This window comes from Micrococcus sp. GbtcB5 (genome assembly GCF_019091605.1).
Classification (GTDB): Bacteria; Actinomycetota; Actinomycetes; order Actinomycetales; family Micrococcaceae; genus Micrococcus; species Micrococcus luteus.
The window spans coordinates 1-235 of sequence record NZ_JAGXJK010000497.1 but is presented as its reverse complement, the minus strand read 5'-3'; the positions used below and the strand labels follow the sequence as shown (position 1 = coordinate 235).

Here is a 235-nt window from a genome sequence, read left to right as displayed (position 1 = left end):
CGCCGCGCTGCTGGTGATGTCCACCCACCCCTACACGATGCCGCAGGGCCCCGACGCGACCTCCAGCCCCGTGGCGTTCGCGAACGTGGTGCAGGTGTCCCAGTCGTGGCGGATGCCGATGCTCGTGTTCCTGTCCGGCGTCCTGCTGCCCCGCTCCGTGTCCATGCCGCTGGGCACCTACTACCGCGGCAAGGCGGAGCGGAGCCTGAGGCCGTTCCTCGTCTGGGTGGGCGTG

General features: G+C 71.1%; 1 protein-coding gene. It reads left to right on the top strand.

Features of this window, described 5'->3' with window-relative positions; all coding sequences use genetic code 11:
- Positions 1-13: 13 nt before the first annotated feature.
- A partial coding sequence (locus tag KVS67_RS13235; protein WP_368669079.1) for a hypothetical protein occupies positions 14-235 on the top strand: 222 nt, incomplete at its 3' end.